Origin of the sequence: Bradyrhizobium sp. CCBAU 51753, from assembly GCF_015291565.1 — a bacterium.
GTDB lineage: Bacteria > Pseudomonadota > Alphaproteobacteria > Rhizobiales > Xanthobacteraceae > Bradyrhizobium > Bradyrhizobium ivorense.
Genome location: NZ_CP030037.1, coordinates 2,129,780 through 2,146,687, shown reverse-complemented (window position 1 = coordinate 2,146,687; position 16,908 = coordinate 2,129,780). Strand labels below are relative to the sequence as shown.

16 protein-coding genes are annotated in these 16,908 nt (G+C 59.8%); 4 read left to right on the top strand and 12 right to left on the bottom strand.

Annotated elements, in window-relative coordinates; genetic code table 11:
- Positions 1 to 613: 613 nt before the first annotated feature.
- Together XH93_RS09740 and tnpB (XH93_RS09735) are read right to left on the bottom strand one after the other, a co-directional pair.
- Positions 614 to 2,092, bottom strand: a complete 1,479-nt coding sequence (locus tag XH93_RS09740) for an IS66 family transposase (RefSeq protein WP_194475069.1) — start codon at positions 2,090 to 2,092, stop codon at positions 614 to 616.
- A 96-nt stretch (positions 2,093 to 2,188) separates the two neighbouring features.
- Entirely contained in the window at positions 2,189 to 2,422 is a 234-nt protein-coding gene (gene tnpB / locus XH93_RS09735) for an IS66 family insertion sequence element accessory protein TnpB (RefSeq protein ID WP_194473327.1), read from the bottom strand.
- On the opposite strand from tnpB (XH93_RS09735), the gene XH93_RS42970 reads away from it, so the two are divergent.
- From XH93_RS42970 to XH93_RS09720, 3 genes are all read left to right on the top strand, one after another.
- Positions 2,404 to 2,676 (top strand): DUF5372 family protein, encoded by a 273-nt coding sequence (locus tag XH93_RS42970; protein ID WP_371814958.1) that lies wholly within the window; start codon positions 2,404 to 2,406, stop codon positions 2,674 to 2,676. The two genes, tnpB (XH93_RS09735) and XH93_RS42970, sit on opposite strands and share 19 nt — an antisense overlap.
- 176 nt (positions 2,677 to 2,852) lie before the next feature.
- A complete protein-coding gene (locus tag XH93_RS09725; protein ID WP_194473302.1) occupies positions 2,853 to 3,314 on the top strand; it encodes a helix-turn-helix domain-containing protein in 462 nt (153 codons plus the stop codon).
- A gap of 285 nt (positions 3,315 to 3,599) precedes the next feature.
- On the top strand, positions 3,600 to 5,717 hold the full coding sequence (locus tag XH93_RS09720; RefSeq protein ID WP_194473303.1) for a recombinase family protein: 2,118 nt from the start codon (positions 3,600 to 3,602) through the stop codon (positions 5,715 to 5,717).
- Here XH93_RS09720 and tnpB (XH93_RS09715) read toward each other — a convergent pair.
- The 6 genes from tnpB (XH93_RS09715) to XH93_RS09690 form a co-directional block, all read right to left on the bottom strand.
- Positions 5,688 to 5,933, bottom strand: coding sequence for an IS66 family insertion sequence element accessory protein TnpB (gene tnpB, locus XH93_RS09715; protein WP_194473326.1), 246 nt, complete (start codon positions 5,931 to 5,933; stop codon positions 5,688 to 5,690). The two genes, XH93_RS09720 and tnpB (XH93_RS09715), sit on opposite strands and share 30 nt — an antisense overlap.
- On the bottom strand, positions 5,930 to 6,382 hold the full coding sequence (locus tag XH93_RS09710) for a transposase (RefSeq protein ID WP_194473325.1): 453 nt from the start codon (positions 6,380 to 6,382) through the stop codon (positions 5,930 to 5,932). The genes tnpB (XH93_RS09715) and XH93_RS09710 overlap by 4 nt, the downstream gene beginning before the upstream one ends.
- Before the next feature lie 445 nt (positions 6,383 to 6,827).
- Positions 6,828 to 7,298: a nuclear transport factor 2 family protein gene (locus XH93_RS09705; RefSeq protein WP_194473324.1), complete on the bottom strand. Its 471-nt coding sequence runs from the start codon at positions 7,296 to 7,298 to the stop codon at positions 6,828 to 6,830.
- A gap of 337 nt (positions 7,299 to 7,635) precedes the next feature.
- The gene (locus XH93_RS09700) at positions 7,636 to 8,427 is read right to left on the bottom strand and encodes an enoyl-CoA hydratase/isomerase family protein (protein ID WP_194473323.1); all 792 of its coding nucleotides are present in this window, start codon (positions 8,425 to 8,427) and stop codon (positions 7,636 to 7,638) included.
- A 242-nt stretch (positions 8,428 to 8,669) separates the two neighbouring features.
- Positions 8,670 to 9,677, bottom strand: coding sequence for an acyl-CoA dehydrogenase family protein (locus XH93_RS09695; protein ID WP_210340464.1), 1,008 nt, complete (start codon positions 9,675 to 9,677; stop codon positions 8,670 to 8,672).
- A gap of 6 nt (positions 9,678 to 9,683) precedes the next feature.
- Complete coding sequence (locus XH93_RS09690; RefSeq protein WP_194473322.1) at positions 9,684 to 10,841, bottom strand: acyl-CoA dehydrogenase family protein; 1,158 nt, start codon at positions 10,839 to 10,841, stop codon at positions 9,684 to 9,686.
- A 339-nt stretch (positions 10,842 to 11,180) separates the two neighbouring features.
- Here XH93_RS09690 and XH93_RS09685 point away from each other — a divergent pair, with 339 nt between their 5' ends.
- On the top strand, positions 11,181 to 12,470 hold the full coding sequence (locus XH93_RS09685; protein WP_246799544.1) for a CaiB/BaiF CoA-transferase family protein: 1,290 nt from the start codon (positions 11,181 to 11,183) through the stop codon (positions 12,468 to 12,470).
- 755 nt (positions 12,471 to 13,225) lie between these two features.
- Here XH93_RS09685 and XH93_RS09680 read toward each other — a convergent pair.
- From XH93_RS09680 to XH93_RS42960, 4 genes are all read right to left on the bottom strand, one after another.
- Positions 13,226 to 14,407, bottom strand: coding sequence for a Xaa-Pro peptidase family protein (locus XH93_RS09680; RefSeq protein WP_194473321.1), 1,182 nt, complete (start codon positions 14,405 to 14,407; stop codon positions 13,226 to 13,228).
- Positions 14,408 to 14,901: 494 nt separating this feature from the next.
- On the bottom strand, positions 14,902 to 15,753 hold the full coding sequence (locus XH93_RS09675) for an MBL fold metallo-hydrolase (RefSeq protein ID WP_194473320.1): 852 nt from the start codon (positions 15,751 to 15,753) through the stop codon (positions 14,902 to 14,904).
- Between the two features lie 183 nt (positions 15,754 to 15,936).
- A complete protein-coding gene (locus tag XH93_RS42965; RefSeq protein WP_371815105.1) occupies positions 15,937 to 16,317 on the bottom strand; it encodes a hypothetical protein in 381 nt (126 codons plus the stop codon).
- A 99-nt stretch (positions 16,318 to 16,416) separates the two neighbouring features.
- On the bottom strand, positions 16,417 to 16,893 hold the full coding sequence (locus tag XH93_RS42960; RefSeq protein WP_194473319.1) for a Gfo/Idh/MocA family protein: 477 nt from the start codon (positions 16,891 to 16,893) through the stop codon (positions 16,417 to 16,419).
- Between the last annotated feature and the right edge of the window lie 15 nt (positions 16,894 to 16,908).

Below are 16,908 nucleotides of genomic sequence, written 5' to 3'. Positions count from 1 at the left end.
CCGTCTCGCGCCAAGCGTCAGCTGGAGTGTCAACGGCAGTAGATCGAGCCCGTCGTGAATCAGATCACGCCGTGCCTCGAGTGCGCGAGCGCCGAGACCTCGAGCGCCGCCCGCGCTGTTGTGGGCCTTCGCCGGGACGACGCGCAACTCGACGGGCACGCAGCCTCGCCGTGCCAAGATGCGTGTTGGTACAGTCTCTGCAAAGGCCGCCCCAAATTGAGATCAAAGCAGACAGGCCAGCGCCTGAAGGGCATACGCGAGTTGATGCTGCGCGAAATCAAGTTCGCGGAACATTGGTGACTGGATCGATAGTCTTATGCGCGTTGACTGCTCGACCGCGCGCACTTGACGACAAGGTCGATTAGATCAAGCGTAACCAATTCTTGAAAGAGCAATGCAGAGTATTTCCGCTCGCGCTCCTACTGCAGAGCAGCTGCGCGGCTTTGGTCCCCATCCGAGTTTATCGAAAGCAACGGCCAGCCGCTTAGTGCACACCCATACACGGCCGCGAGCCATTTAATCCTTTACGATGCCGCGGTTACCGCAGCCGGACGCCCTGGTAGTCGTGCGCGCGATGAAATCGCCGATTGTGGCCGCACCGTAAGCGTCGTTCTCAGGCCACGGCTTTGAGGGCTTGAGCGCGGTAGGCGCAGGGCAGTAGCTGGTCGATGTCGCGGTTTGGATGCCCGTTGACGATCCTGGTCAGGACGTCGGTGAGATAGGCGAGCGGATCGACGTCGTTGAGCCTGCAAGTCTCGACCAGGGACGCGACGACAGCCCAGTGTTCAGCACCACCGTCGGATCCGGCAAACAGCGCGTTCTTGCGACTGAGCTTGATGCCACGGATTGATCGTTCGACCGTGTTGTTGTCGAGTTCGATGCGGCCATCATCGATGAAGCGCGTCAGCCCCTGCCAGCGCGAGAGAGCGTAGCGGATGGCGGCGGCGAGCTTGATCTTTTGGCTGATGGCAGCCAGCTTGGCGCGTAGCCAAGCCTCGAAGGCATCGGCCAGCGGCCGGCTTTTTTGCTGCCGCGCGAGACGGCGCTCCTCCGGGCTGCGGCCGCGGATCTCCTTCTCGATCGCGTAGAATGCGGCAATGTACTTCAGCGCCTCGCTCGCGATCGGCGCGGGGCCCGCTGCCGCGAGTTCGTAGAAGTTGCGCCGCATGTGCACCCAGCAGAAGGCGAGCTCGACCTCGCCGCGGTCGGCAAGCTTTGGATAGGCGGTGTAGCCATCGACCTGCAGGACGCCCTTGAAGCCGGCAAGATGGCCGAACAGCCGCTCGGCCTTGCGGTCGGGTGCATAGACATAGGCGATGCCGGGCGGATCGAGGCCGCCCCAGGGCCTGTCGTCGGCAGCATAGGCCCAGAGCTGGCCGGTCTTGGTGCGCCCGCGACCGGGATCGAGCACCGGCACCGTCGTCTCGTCGGCGAACAGCTTGGACCTCGCGCGAAGCACCGTGAGAAGGCGCTCATGCAGCGGGCGCAGATGGAAGGCCGCATGCCCGACCCAGTCCGCCAGTGTCGATCGATCGAGAGCGATGCCCTGGCGGGCATAGATCTGGGCTTGCCGATAGAGCGGCAGGTGATCGGCATATTTGGACACCAGAACCTGGGCCACGGTGGCTTCGGTCGGCAGTCCGCCCTCGATCAGCCGGGCCGGAGCCTCGGCCTGCAGGACGCCATCTTCGCATGCGCGACAGGCGTATTTGGGACGTCGGGTGACGACAACGCGGAACTGCGCCGGCACCATGTCCAGCCGCTCGCTCTTGTCTTCGCCGATCTGGTGCAGGTCGCCCTTGCAGCAGGGACAGGTCTTGGCGTCGAGGTCGACTACGACCTCGAGCCGCGGCAGATGCGCCGGTAGTGCTCCGCGATTGTTGCGGCGCTTGCGTGCGCGCTCCGCCCGGCCTTCCGGAGCTGTCTCGTCTTGGCTGGCTTCCGTACAGGCCGCAACCTGTTGGACGTCCTCGAGACCGAGCAGCATCTGCTCCTCGGGAAGCGACTCTGCCTTCCGGCCAAAGCGATGACGCTGCAGCTCCTTGATGATCTGGCGCAGCCGCTCGCTCTCGTGCCGCTCGGCAAGCAGCATCGCTTTCAGCGTCTCGGGATCATCAGGAAGGTGATCGCTCACAGGCAAATCAGAGCATATTCGCGCCCGCCTGACGACGTGCTCGATGCCCCTGATTCACTTCGCCGCAGCGCGGCCCACAATTATCCGGCTTGCGTCGGGACGACCGTCGTGGACACGCCGCCAATCAAGCCCTTCGAGCAGCGCCGACAATTCCGCCGCCGACAAACGCATCACGCCATCCTCGATCTTCGGCCAGCGGAAGACGCTTTCCTCGAGCCGCTTGTACCTCAACTGAGAATGCAGACTCTTCGGATGCAGCGCGGCAGTTTGTGCGAGTGACGCATCCATTCCACCCATTGTTCGGGCGGCAGCTTCCCTGCGTCGGCAAACGATACAACCGGTATGGCGAACGCCTGTTACTGCAGGGCGACGGCGCCACCGTATGGTCAGTTCCTCCGCAATGGACCGATCTCGTGAGCCCGGATCCAGAGATCATCATGGGTCATGGACGGGCACTTTTGCGTGCTGTCGACCTGATGGATCTGGCCAGCCTGGTGAAGCGCCTTTCCGACAGGGCAGCCTCGCGATCGCGCAAACCGTAAAGATGATTATGCCGCAAATGTAAGGTGATTAATGCCGCAACAGTCCTCTCTTGTCCGCGTAGTTCCGCAAAATATCGGCCAATTGTATGCTATCGACTGCTGTCGTGGACTTGACGCTTGCACATTGTGCGGCATAAATACAATTACGTTAATGATTCGCGCGCTCGGAGCCGACGGTGCCGGCGAAGCACGACAGCAAGCGCTCAAAGACCGACACCCTCCTCGAGGAGGGCACGCTCAATCCGACGCCCGAGAAGGTGCGCGATCCAAAGTTTCAGGGAAGCGAGTTCTTCGATCCGCACGACGCCGTGCAGGTCAAGTACGAGATGCTGCGTCGTGTCTCGATCGACAACGCTTCGGTGACGGAGGCTTCCGACGAGTATGGCGTCTCCAGGCCGACCTACTACCAAGCGAAGGCGAACTTCGATGCTGCAGGGATTGCGGGACTGGTCCCAAAGAAGCCGGGTCCCCGCGGCCCCCACAAGGTCCAGGGCGAGGTCCTCGCCTTCCTGCAGGCGCGGCTGGTCCCGGGCGAGCCAGTTCGCGCTCGGGAGCTGGCGAGCTTGATCCGCGCCGAGCTCGGCATCGTGGTTCATCCCAGGACGATCGAGCGAGCATTAAAAAAAACTGCCGGATGAACACGCCACGACACCGGCGTGTTCAATCCTCTCGCCCGCCATTGCGGCCCAGTATGAGGTGCTGCGTATGGCAGCTCTCGGCGAAGCGCTGCCGCCTACGGCCCGCAGTGGCCTCATGCTTTTTCTGCGCCGGGGCATGTGGGGATGGGCGCAGACGCTGGCCGCCGCAGGCCCCGTTCAACAGTCAGTTGCATCGCGTACTCCACCAGCGCCGCGTAACGAGCGCACAGCTGTCGTTTACGTGCTCGCGACAATGGCGATGAGCACACCCGAGCGGAGAACGCTATGAAGGAGTCCCTCAAAGTCCAGCCTCACCACCTCGAACGGGGTGCCTACCTCTACATTCGCCAGTCCTCGATGCGACAAGTCGTTGAGAACGTCGAGAGCGCGAAGCGGCAATATGCGCTTCGCGGACGCGCAACTGCCCTTGGCTGGCGCGACGAGCAAATTATCGTCATCGACAGCGATCAGGGCGAGTCCGGTGCATCGGCTGCCTGGCGCGAAGGCTTTCAGCGCCTAGTCAGCGACGTCGGCATGGGGCACGCTGGCATCGTGATGGGCCTGGAGGTCTCTCGCCTGGCGCGGAACAATGCTGACTGGCAGCGTTTGCTGGAGATCTGCGCACTGGCCGACACCCTGATCCTCGATGAGGATGGCGTCTACGATCCGTCAAGCTTCAATGACCGCCTCCTGCTCGGGCTCAAGGGCACAATGAGTGAGGCCGAGTTGCATGTGATCAAAGCAAGGCTACGCGGCGGAATCCTCAACAAGGTCAGGCGCGGCGAGTACCGCTGCGTCTTGCCAACTGGGCTGATCTATGACCAGTCCGGCAACGTGACGTTCGATCCCGACTCGCAGATCAGGGAGACAATCGTCCATTTCTTTGACACGTTCTCTCGCGTGGGCTCCGCATGCCAGACCGTCAAGGCCTTTCGCAAGGAAGGCCTTCTGTTTCCCTCGCGTCTGCGCAACAGCGAGACCACAGTTTTTCGGACACTGACCGCATCAACGGCGATACGCGTCTTGAACAATCCAAGGTATGCCGGCGCCTACGCCTATGGACGCCGGCGCTATCGACGAACCATCGACGGTAAGAAGACTCTGCAGCGGCGTGACCACGATGACTGGCTGGCTTGTATCCCGGATGCCCATCCCGGCTACATCACCTGGGAGCAGTTCCAGGAGAATCTCAAAATTCTTAAGACCAACGGTCGAGGATATGAAGTGGCGCGCGCATCGCCTCCTCGGGAAGGTACGGCACTGCTGCAAGGACGGGTGGTGTGCGGGCGATGCGGTAAACATTTCCGCATCCGCTACGCTGCCCGGCGCGGACGGCTGGATGCCTGGTACGTCTGTGATCGCGCTCACGGCTATCGTGGCGAGCCAAACTGCCAGTCAATCGCCGGGCCTCAGATCGATAAAGCCATCGGCATGCTGATTGCCGAACAGATGACGCCGGCCGCCGTCGAGTTGACGCTCGACATCCGCAGGGAGATCGAAGCCAGGTATGAGGAAGCAGACCAGCTGCGCTGTCGCGCGATCGAACGCGCCCAAATCGAAGCGGATCTCGCTCAGCGCCGCTTCATGTTGGTCGACCCCAATAATCGTCTCGTCGCCGATACGCTCGAAGGTGAATGGAACGACAAGCTCCGCGTGCTGGCCAAAGCCCGGGAAGATCGAGAGCGCGCACGAGAGCGGGATCAGCTCGTCCTCGATGAAGCTGTCCGCGAGCGGCTGACCGCGATGACGGCCGACTTCAGTAAGCTTTGGGCAGATCCAGACACGCCGGACCGTGAACGCAAACGGCTGCTCGCCCACATCATCGAGGATGTCACCCTCATCAAGATGCCGGCGGAACGAACCACCAAAATTCACGTTCGCTTCAAGGGTGGCAAAATCCAAACGCTCACCACCATGAGCCCAAAATCTTCCGCGCAGCAGGTCAAGACGCAACCCGGTATCGTCGAGTTGGTCGACAAGCTCCTCGATAAACACATCTATTCCGAGATTGCCGAACTTCTCAACCAGCAAGGATATCGCCCGGGTGGATCAGCGCGCCCCGGCCGCCACGAGACCTGCTTCACGGCCTTGCGGGTCGCGTATCTCGTCCATCGCTATGGCTTGCGCTCGCGCTATGACCGACTGCGAGATCGCGGAATGCTGACAAAACGGGAAGCCGCGGCGCGCCTCAACATCCACGAAACGACCATCGCCAGGTGGGCTGAACATGGACTCGTTACCAGACACGCCTACAATGCACACTATTGCCTCTACGAGATTCCCACAGCGAACCTGCCCCGCAAGCAATGCAGTCGATGGAATCGTCTTGTCGATCGAGCCGCCGCCCTCACGACGGCAATGGTGCCAAAACCCTCAACTGAAGCTGAAGGAGCTGTAGTATGAATGCACGTAGTTGGCGAACAGGCACAAACCCGTACCATCCCAGAAGATCAGCTTGATCCGGTCCGCCCGCTTGGCACGGAACACATAAACAGCACCCGAGAACGGATCGGCCTTCATGTGCTCGCGTACCAACATAGCAAGCCCCTCCATTCCCTTGCGGAAGTCGACCGGCTTGGTTGCCACCATCACCCGGACAGTTCCGGACGGGCCGATCACCGGCTTGCCTTCAGCGCATGGACGATGGCCGCAATCATCGCCACGTCCGCGCCTCGGCCGACCCGGATAGTGACGCCTTCGGCTTCGATCTCGATGCCCCCGACATCGCAACGGCGAGCCCGGACATCCGACTTGGCCTTGCGTCGCGCCGTCTTGCGCTCATGGCCAACAGCCACGGCCGGTAACATGGCGTCTACCACCGCCGGTACAAACGGCGGATCGTCAGCCATCGGCGTCGGCAACCGGCGTGCTTGCCGGCGCCAGGTGAACACTTGTTGTGGGGTCAGCCCGTGTCGCCGGGCAATCTCGGAAACGACCGCACCTGGTACCAGCGTCTTCTCGACGATCCGGGCCTTGTCGTCCTTGGAGAACCAACGACGGCGTCCCGTCTCCGTGATCACTTCCAGCCGGCGCGCCGTCACGTCCGACTTAAGCGTATGGTCAAGCATAGACACGAGCCGATCCCTTCAAAGAGATCGTGAAACTCGCCTATCCCATGTGCCGCGAGAAGGTGGGACCGGAACAACGCTTACGCCGCACCCAGTAAGGGGGCTCGATCACCTACGCCGCTCGCCTGGCCGAGATGTAGACGATGTGCTGAGACGCAGTCCAATAATCACCAGGGAGTTGCGTGGCGGCGCGGGACCGATCGATATCTCTTTCTCGAGTGTCGCAACGATGGCGGCCGAACAAGAGAGCTCGGCGCTCCTTGCCATTCCTCAAGGTGTGGCTATCCAAGGGTTGCGTGTGCCGCAAGCGGAGCACTGGGCCAATCATCATGTGACGGACGCCAGTCCGCTCGGCGAGGATTGGGTCTACGAGGAAGGAAGCGGGGCGCGATCGGGTCGCCACCGTCGCTGCGCCCTGGACGCCTGTGCCGAAGCTGCAATGCTATCATCCAGCCAAATGCCGCCGTATTTCAGGGCGCGCCTTTAACTCGGCGCCCTGCTTGGAAGCGATTCTGGCAATGCGCTCGGGGGTAAAGCTCAAGTCGACAAACGCCGGTGCGGTATTGGCGACTTCGTGGTAACAGGTGATCTCGCCAGAGTGCAAGCTCATGATGGCGACGCCCTCGAACATTGCACGTGCGGCCTTTGCCTCCGGAAGAGTTGAACGATAACTGAATGTGTAGCGCGCATACAGCGTCTCGCCGTCGCTGACCGGGTCGTGCATGTCCCAGCGGAAATCGGTCGCAGTGCGGTAAAAGCAGTCATTGATGATCTCTGCAATTTTTGGGCGTCCGCCGAAGGTCCCGTAAAACACGTCGTGATAAACACCGTCTTCTGCGAAAAGCGCTGCAAAAGCGTTGCCGTCGCGCCGCTCGACTGCATCACAGAAGGTGCGGAGCAAGGAAAGGATATCCATGGGCATATATCTCTATGTCGACCTATTCCGGAACCTCGGCGGAGTGGCGTAGTCGCCGCGACCAGCGAAGCCATGGAAGACTGCAGGACATGCTGACAGGACACGTCGCTTTTCTGGACAGTGCCAGAATGTGCACTGAGCACCAAATCGACGGTTGTTCCGAGAGGCAGTTGGCTGCGGCTACTCGTGAACTGTATATCGTTTTCGGCAAAATACATCATTCTGATTTGACTAGGCGTGAGCTCCTTCTTCCTCGGAAATACGCGCATGAGCGGGCACGGATCAGGAGAGTTTCTAACTGAGCTCGATACTGGGAACCGGACCGGCACGGGGTAGACTAGGTGCCTCGGAAGTGTGGCTCCCGCTTCTCCACGAAGGCGGCGACTGCTTCCTTCTGATCCTGCGTAGTGCGGCAGAGGTTCTGCGCGTAACTCTCGAAGATCAACTGCTCGCGTATGCTGTTACGCGTCCGTTCCCACATCAGTTTCTTTAATAGCTCGATCGAAATCGGCGGACCGTCCGCGATCTTCGCGGCCAACTCGACAGCCTGGGGCATCAATTCGTCGGGCGCGACCACGCGCGATACGAGACCGATCCGCTGCGCCTCCTGTGCGTCGATGATGTCGCCGGTAAACGCGAGCTCCAAGGCCTTCTCCATGCCGACTGCGAGCGGCAGCAAGAGGGTAGCGCCACCGTCAGCGATCAACCCTCGTTTGACCCAAATCGCCGAAAAGCGGGCATTCGCCGCCGCGATGCGAATATCGCATGCGAGTGCGATCGACAGTCCAATGCCCGCGGCGATGCCGTTTATCGCAGCGATAATCGGCTTGTTCACATTCTCGAAAGCGAGCGTCACCTCGCCGACCAGTTTCAGCACGGCGCGGCGGTCTGTTTCTTCCGGCGGACCACCGACAATAGCGCGGCTGGCCATATCGGCTCCCGAGCAGAAACCGCGGCCGGCTCCGGTGATGACCAGCGCACGTATCTCGCTATTGTCCTGCACTTGCTGCAACGCAGAACAGAAGCGGCCCCGCATTTCGGGGGCTAGCGCATTCATCTTGTCCGCGCGATTGAGCGTGAGCACTGCGATGCGCTCGCGCTGCTCCAGGATAATGCTGTCGCCGTTCATGGGTTCTCCTTTAGTTATCCGGGCGTGTTGAGCGCTAGGGCAGCGCTCATTTTATCTGCGAGGGCATCTGAGTCGCGGATCTTTACGCGCGATCATCATTCGAGCTCGGCATCGACGACCTCACCAGCCGTGTGAGCAGCCAATGGATGCGTCGACCTCGGCAGTCGTCGTCCCCATCACCTAGAGAAGATCGAAATAGCGCGAGGGGCCGCCGTGCAGCGCAGGCTCACACGGTTGCGTACTCAGGCCTGCACGGCTTGGAATAATGAACGGACGAACTCGACCGAAGTCAACTGTTTGCTGCCCAGAAAGAGCCTCCCGAGCAATCGATTCCAATGTGCCTCGGAGCCATGCGCGATGCGCCATTCGTGCAGGCGCCGCGTGAATAGCTGTAGGTCGTATTCCTCCGTTACGCCTATCGCTCCGTGCAAAGCATGGGCGGTTGAAGCCACCAGCTGCGCCGCTTCACTGGTGCGTGCCTTCGCCACCGCACACGCGGTAATGGGAGGCAGCGGTTCGGCGGCCGCGAAGGCGGCTTCCGCTGTGATGCGAGCTGCCGCAACGTGTTCGGCCATCACGCTCAACTGGTGCTGGATTGCCTGGAACTTCCCTATGGATTTGCCGAATTGCACGCGCTGGTTGGCATACGTCATCGTTAGGTCGAATACACGCTTCATGGCGCCCGCGAGCAATCCTGCGTGCAACAGGGCTCCAAGCGCCTGGAACCGCTCGTCGCTCGCCACGGCCGCGAGTTGTTTGCCGGCGCCGGCATGCCAGACGAGAGATTCCGTAAGACTGCCATGGAGGCCGCCGGGCAGGCGATCGGCGTCCCCCAGCGAGAGCACCAGCAGGCGGCTTTCGTCTGCGGCAATCACATGCGAAGCCGTCCGCGCAAAAGGGACGTGCATCGCGCGTACGGAGCCGTCGAGCCCGCGCGCGAGCGAGGGAGCAAACGTAAGGAGCCCTGCCGGGAGTTGATCCGGCGTGCTCGTAATAGTGCGCGCGGCAATTGTCTGGGCCAGTGGCAAAGGAATGGCATGCGCGCCGCAAAGCAGGACCACTTCGAACAACTCGTTCCAGCTTGCCGCGCCTCCGCCGGACTCTTCGGATGCCATCAGCTCATAAAAGCCGGCTTCGGCGAGGGTAATGGCTAGGATCTGCGGGGACCCGCCGTTATCAACAGCACGCACCAGGGCCGGCGAGCACTCTTCGGTAAGGAGGGTATCGATTGCTTGGGCGAACATCGTCATACTTCCTCAGCGCAGGCCTAGGCCGCGCGCGATAATGCCGCGTAGGATTTCTCGGGTGCCGCCGCGAAGCGAGAACGTCGGAGCGATGTGGCTCAAGTAGGCGGCGGTCCGTAACAATTCCGCCGGACATGGGTTTGCCGGATCGTCGCCAATGGCAGCTTCGATCACCGATGGAACCAACTGCTCGAATTCGGTCCCGATGTCCTTTACAAGCGCAGCCTCCACAACCGGGCTTTCGCCCGCTGCGAGCTTGGCGGTCACTGAGATTGACATCTGGCGCAAAGTCGCGAGGTGGGCAGCGAACCGGCCGACTTGTTCTAGATGCAGATCGGAGGCGCCTGCATCGCGCAGGTACTGCAACCAAAGGTCCAGCAGCACGACGCTGGAGTATAGGCGCTCCGGGCCACTGCGTTCGAAAGCTAGCTCCGCATTGACCTGCTTCCATCCCTCTCCTTCGTTGCCGACAAGGGCATTGTCGGCAAGCTCCACGTCGTCGAAGAACATTTCGCTGAAATGGGCATCGCCGGTCAGGTCCACGATGGGACGCACGGTGATTCCTGGAAGCCGCAGATCAACGATAAATTGCGAGAGGCCGGCGTGTCGGTCGGCCGAGGTGCCCGAGGTCCGGACCAGTGCGATTGTGTAGTCGCACCTGTGGCCGTTCGTCGTCCAGATCTTGCGCCCGTTTAGACGCCAGCCTTTGTCCGTCCGCACTGCACGGGTTCTTACACTGGCAAGGTCGGACCCGGAGTTCGGCTCGCTCATGCCGATGCAGAAGAATATCTCCCCACGGCAGATGCGCGGCAGATAATTGTTCTTCTGGTCGTCCGAGCCGAAGTTCAAGATAAGTGGACCGCTCTGGCGGTCAGCGATCCAGTGGGCCCCCACGGGGGCCCCTACGGCAAGCAGCTCCTCAACTAGCACAAAGCGGCGGAACGCATCGAGTTCGGCGCCGCCGTAACGCTTCGGTAAGGTGACGCCGACCCAACCGCGAGCAGCTAACTTACGACTGAATGCCGCGTCGAAAGCAACCCAGGAGCGCGAGCGCACATCAGGCGGCGAGTCCGGCAGCTCGCTGGTGAGAAACTCCTTCACTTCGCGGCGGAAGGTTTCGGCTTGGGCCGGCAGTACCGCGAGCCGCAGGTTATTGAGAAGATCGATCATGCCTGTGAGCTACGTGTTAGGGAGGAATCAAACCGCCTGAGCGGCCGTCGATGCCAATGCTCGTTTCTGGACGGCGGTTCAGTCCTGCTTCACGCCGACAAGCGAAATGCAGTACGGCCAAGCAAGGGACAGGGCCTGGGCCGAACTTCCATGTATGTCTCCTACTATTTGAGATTGGGCCGTGCATGGCACGGGTACTTAGGTCTCGAAGACGAACTAAGAGGGTGTGCGGCCCAGACTGTGAAATACCATTTTTGTGCCATATCCATACCTTTGCGATATGGGTCGCAACCATATGCAGATCATCTTGATCGTGCCCCAAAAAGGTATTTTACCCCGGTGAAGATCTTAGCAGAATGGGACGACTCAACCAACTTCGTCAGCATGACCAACAACACCCACGAAAGCACAAGCGGCGCTCCGGGCGGCCCACTCCGCGGCCTGCGCATTCTCGATCTGAGCACCGTCGTAATGGGCCCCTACGCGTCACACCTGCTTGCGGACATGGGAGCCGACGTAGTCAAGCTAGAGGCGCCGGCCGGTGACCAGCTGCGCTATTACCGTCCGCAGCGGTCCGGCGCAATGAGCGGCATGTTTCTAGGCCTACATCGAAATAAGCGTAGCATCGTGCTGGATCTGAAATCGGACGCTGGCCGAGCTGCCTTTCAGCGGCTCGCAGCAGAATTCGATGTGATTCTGCACAACTTCCGGCCGAACGTCGCGAAGCGACTTGGCGCAACGTTCGAGCAAATGAAGACGGTGAACTCCTCGGTGGTGGTCTGCAAAATCTACGGCTACGGGGCGGGGGGGGCCTATGCCGAGCGTCCCGCCTACGATGACGTGATCCAAGCGGGCTCCGGAATTGCCGACCTCTTCCGGCGCGTGCGCGGCGAGCCGCAATATGTTCCTTCGATGATCTGCGACAAGATCGTCGGACAGGCCGCAGCTGCGGCGATCCTGGCGGCGTGCTATCAGCGGCTAGCGCATGGGCAAGGGTGCGAGGTCGAGGTGCCGATGTTCGAAACCATGGTCGCCTTCAACCTCGCCGAAAATCTCGCCTGCGCTGCGTTCGAACCCCCGATGGGACCCATCGGCTGGGCGCGCAACATGAGCCCGATGCGTAAACCGTTCCGCACCGCAGATGGCTATGCCTGCCTTCTGCCCTACTCAGACCGCAACTGGCATGACTTCTTGACGTTCGCTGGTTATCGCGAGGTCTTAGAGGACGCGCGGTTCCGCACCCTCGCCGACCGCGCCCAGCATATCGACGAGCTTTACCAGTATGTGGAAAAGGCCGCTCGACAGAAGTCGACCGCCGAGTGGCTCTCGTTCTGCGAGGCTCACGACATCCCGTGCGCGCCGATAGCTTCGCTGGACGATCTCTGGACCGATCCGCATCTGAAGGACGTGGGGCTCTTTCAGCAAGAGGACCACCCGACAGAAGGACGTTACCGCCTTTGGCGCAGCCCCATCCGATTCGACGGAGGATCCTGGAAGTTGCGCCGACACGCGCCGCGGCTTGGCGAGCATACCAATGAAGTGCTGGCCGCCGCAGGTTTCTCGGAAGAGGAGCGGGCCGCCCTCGAACGCGAGCTGCTCGCCGGTAATCGCCCCCCCGCGAAGATCTGAAGAAGGCCACGCCGTTCGAACGCGGCGATTCCGGTATCCGACCCGGTCGTCGGTGATCAGGTTTGCATTCCGGAATGTGATTCTACGAGCCACCACGGCCAATTTACGGTCGGAATTCTGCGTCGAAGACGGCTTAGGACCGCGAGCCTATGTCGAGCGAGGCGAAGGGCAGCTCCTCGGGCTAGGAATTCTTCCACGATCGCAAAACATGTGCTTCGGGGGCAACGTCGTGTGCCGCAACTTGTCTAGAAGTTCAGTCATATGAATGAGTACGAGTTGTGTCAGGAGCGATTGTTGCCACACGAACTAGAAAGAGCCATGCCAACGCTCTGAAATCCGTTTCCGGACTTCGCGATATCGCTGCGCGATCTTTTTCGTCTTGCAGGGTTAGATTCTCGGTTCAGCGTAGGAACGAAACTCTCTTGACTAAGCGAGCTTGGCGTGAACTCCCAGTTGGGAGATCTCCGTACCTGTCTAAAACGCCTATCACCGGCCCATCCGGGAAGGTTTAACTTGCGGTTGCCGCGCTGATGAAGCGTCCCACAACGCCACGGCCGGCATGTGCCGCCGCTATTGCTTTTGATTGACGATACCACGACGACCGCGCAGCGCGCCCGGCGTTACCCCCAGATGTTCTTGCGCGCAGCGAAGCGCGAGCCCAACCAGGCCAGCACCTAAAGTGGGCCTTATCCGATCCACCAACGTCTGGGGAATGTCATGAGAGCGAACGGCCCTTGGCAGCAAAGCAGTTCGTCTTAGCCTTCGATCGGCTGGCCGATGGCCGGTATCTCTGGAGGCGGAAATCCCAAAGTCAGTAAGCGGGGCCCCTGTTCGGTGATCACGAAGCTGTCCTCGAACTCATATGTCATCCCGGTACTATCCCTGACATAGGGCTCAATGTTGAAAACCATTCCGACTTCTATCTTTGCTTTCTCGCCCGGCCGAACCATTGGATACTCGTGAGTTTCAACTCCAAAGCTATGACCAAGCCACGGCTGTCCATTCAGCCCAGCTTTCTTGACCTGCTCCATGTAGAAGAAGTAGGGTTCTTCCGTTGCCATGCCTGCGCGAAACATTTTGATGGTCGACGTGTATATCTCCCACAGTTTCCGATAGGTCTCTTGCTGAAGCAATGTAGGCTCACCAGTCGAGTAGGTCCGAGCGAAATCACTGCTCCAAGCGCCATATCTGCCGCCTATATCGAATCGAATAATTTCGCTTTTTTTTGGCACGCGCTCGGTCGGAAAGCCATGGATAGCAGAGGTGCGCTCACCACTCGCGAAAATTAGGTGAGATAGCTTGTCCGCACCACTATTCGTAATACCGTCTACTATTCTGTTTGCCATTGTCCGCTCAGTCTCGCCCAAGCTGGCACGGGTCATTGCATCCAGTGCGGCTTGGTGTGTCTGGCGGGCCGCATGTTCAATGATGTTGATTTCGTCCTTAGATTTAACCGCACGTATTGCGGCGATATTTTTCCCGATGTCAACAAACTGTACGTCGGGTAGTTTGACTGCAAGGCGCGCATGCAACGCGGCAGGCACATATTCGAGATCGATACCAATAGTGCCACGCTTCAAACCGATGTCGATGAGAGCGTCTGCCAAGGCATCGCCAGGGTAGTCGACGAACTCTTGATACGAGCGGATGTCCTTAATCCAGCTCTCGGCGCACATCTGCCAATACTCAACGGTATTCACCAGCGCGAGGGGCTCTCTGTTTGCGGGCAGAATTGCGAATGCGTGCCGACCTCTAATTGTTCCGAGACTAAAAAGGAGCACGTTGGCCGTGTAGGTGAAGTTCTCCGGACTCATGACAACGAGCGCATCGACGCCAAGTTGGCTCGGCAAGCCCCGAAGAACTGATAAATTAGGCAACGGCCGAGTGTCTGGAGAGTTGCTGGAAAAATTCCCCGCGGGATGGTTGCTCGCAGTCATGGTGTCCGCCCGGATCTAAGAACAACATATTTGATGCGTCATTAATAGTTCAGGTGAACCGAACTCGCAACACTTTTCGGCCCGATCGTCTCCGAGATTGGGCAGGCATAGCCAAATGTGCCAGCTCTACAACGGTCACGCTAGGCCGCTTGTTGCAGGCGATCTCTGCTTTGAATTGTTAGGTACTGAGTTTCGGCCTATGCCGGTGGTCGTTGCGATCTACCGACGCGGCCATGAGGCAGATGTCGAAGCTGCATCGGCTTCCTAACCGTCGAGCACAATCAACCTTCGCATCCGCGTTTCGTCAAAAGCTGCCGAGAGGTCGCGTGATCGCGTGGGATCGTTATCGGCATCGAGGCCTCCGGTGTCGCTGCGGAGGTGGCGGATCGGCGGAGCCGTGAGGGGGCGAGGCGAGCGAAACTCCACCCTCGTGGATGGAGAATGGGTAGGGCGTTAGCTCAACTCGCTCGTAGGACGTATCCATGGGAGACGGCTCACGCCGCTGCCACGAATTTGAAGGCCCCTCCGCCGTCCCGGCGAAGATGGCCCCCATCGAAATGCCCGCCGATCAAAAGCGTCGGAGTGTCTGCAAAGCGGGAAAATAGCTGCCGGCGTGTTGCACCGGCTTGAACAGGATCGGTATCATAGGGCGTTGACCAGTCGACATGGGCCATCTGGCAAGGGTGATGTGCGGAGTCGCCGATCAAGACCGCCTCTTCGCCGTCGGACTTGATGTGGACGCTCACATGACCGGGGCTGTGGCCCGGGGTCGGGATTAGGCTGATCTCGTCCGTGATCCTCGCATCGCTTGCGATCAGCGTGGCTTTGCCGGCTTCCATGATCGGTTGCACCGAGTCCTTGAACACTGCGCGCTTGGCTGGAGTGTCGCTATGATTGCGCCAGTGCTCATATTCGGTCCGGCCGAACAAGTAACGCGCATTGTCAAAAGTTGGCACCCATTTGCCGCCCCTGAGCCGCGTATTCCATCCGACATGATCGACATGCAGATGCGTGCAGATCACGGTATCGATGCTCTCAGGCGGGAAGCCGGCGGCCTTGATATCTTCTAGGAATGATCCCTTGCGGTTGTTCCAGGTTGGATCGCCAAGGCCTTCCTTGTCATTGCCGATCCCAGTGTCGACTACGATGCGGTGCTGCTGTGTTTCCACCACAAGCGCGTGGACCGACATTTTCAACCGGCCGTCTTCGGTCGCGAAAAGCGGAATGAGCCAAGGCAGCTTTCGAATTTCTTCGTTCCCTGCTTGCGGCAGGAGGTCCCCCACCAACCCGACGGTCTCGAATTCCACAATCTTGCTGATCCTGACTTTGCCTACTCTCCATTGCATCGGAAACTCCCAAGTCGTGATGTTGAATTAAATCTAACTTGCCAGCATGGCGGGATCCCTATTTTGCCTTGTCGCCTGCAAGCGAGACATGACCGACGGCGCGCCCCCAAAGGATCGCTGTTCCGCATGCCGCGCTCATGGTCCGCTGCCACAGGTGGCTTTTTCGTCTTCGATGGCCTCCTATTATGTCAGTGACAACCCGAAGCCCTGCAAGGCCGGCACTTCCGGTTCGCGGTCCTCGCGAACAGCGGCAGCGAAATCTGCTATCTCTCCATCGAAAGGAACGGTTGGTGTGCACTCGAGCGCTTGCCCATTGATCAAGATAGTCCCTTCCCCGCGTCCCCCCAATGTGCCTTCACACATCGCAAATCCCTTGTCGCCGTATATTTCGACGCGTGATGGTGAATTGAACCACACCGAAGTTGTAATTTCCGCCGTCAAGCTATCGGAGTACTGCAACGCAATGAGCGCAGTCTCGTCATGAGGACCGCCCCATGCCTTTCGACTGATTAGACTGCGCCGGCATTCAAGAACGCGCTTGTCGTGATCGGCAAACCAGCGCAGAAGATCAAAGCAGTGCGGACCTCAAGCGCCAAGAGTCCACCAGCGGCCGAGCTCTTGGTGCGCTCTCCAGTTCGAATTGCCTCGTGCCTTGCCCGTCCACTAAATTCTGATGTGGCGGAGCTTGCCGAGGACCCCATCTTCCAATATAAGTGGATGCAGCTTGCGATGTGCGGCGTGCCATCGCAGATGCATTGACACACCCAGCTTAACATCGCGCTTCCGGCAAGCGCTTATGATCTCAGCTCCTTCTTCGTGAGATGTCACCAGTGACTTCTCGACTAGGACGTGCTTTCCGGCACGAGCACGTTGAAGGATGTGTTGACCATGCAAATTGTCGGGACTCGTTATTATGACTGCTTGAAGTTGTGGGTCGCTTAGGAAATCGGACAAGTCCGAGTAAGCGGGATGCGGCGACATTGCGCCGTGTTTTCGGGCGAACTGTTCTGCTCGGGCGTGCTCTCGGCTCAGCACGCTCCATAGGGTGACGCCGGCGACGCGCTGCAAAGCCGGCGCGCGAGGGATGTCAGCAATGTTGCTGGTGCCAATAATGCCGAAACGCAGAGGATCTTGCTTCATGGGGTCTTATGCACT